The following is a 309-nucleotide window of genomic DNA, read 5'->3' as shown; positions in this document are numbered from 1 at the left end:
ATGCTATTTTTGTGTTCGGACAAAACCCGGGCACCAATCACCCCCGCATGTTGGATACATTGCGAAAAGCCTCCAGACGCGGTGCTGCTATCGTCACTTTCAATACCCTGAAAGAGCGCGGCTTAGAGCGCTTTACCAACCCACAGTCTCCGGCAGAAATGCTGACCGGCGGGGCGACAACAATCAGCAGCCATTACTTTACGCCCAAACTGGGTGGTGACATGGCGGGGATTCGCGGCATGGTTAAGGCACTGATCGCCTTGGATCAAAGCTCGATTGAACAGGGCAAAGGCTCCATTTTTGATCACG

General features: G+C 53.4%; 1 pseudogene. It reads left to right on the top strand.

Going from position 1 to position 309, the window contains the following annotated elements:
- Positions 1-309 (top strand): annotated as a pseudogene (locus ACYP03_RS25370) (CbbBc protein); the annotation flags it as partial.

This window comes from Photobacterium sp. R1, from assembly GCF_054600795.1.
The sequence above is the reverse complement of the archived record's forward strand: the minus strand, read 5'-3'. Positions and strand labels throughout refer to the sequence as shown.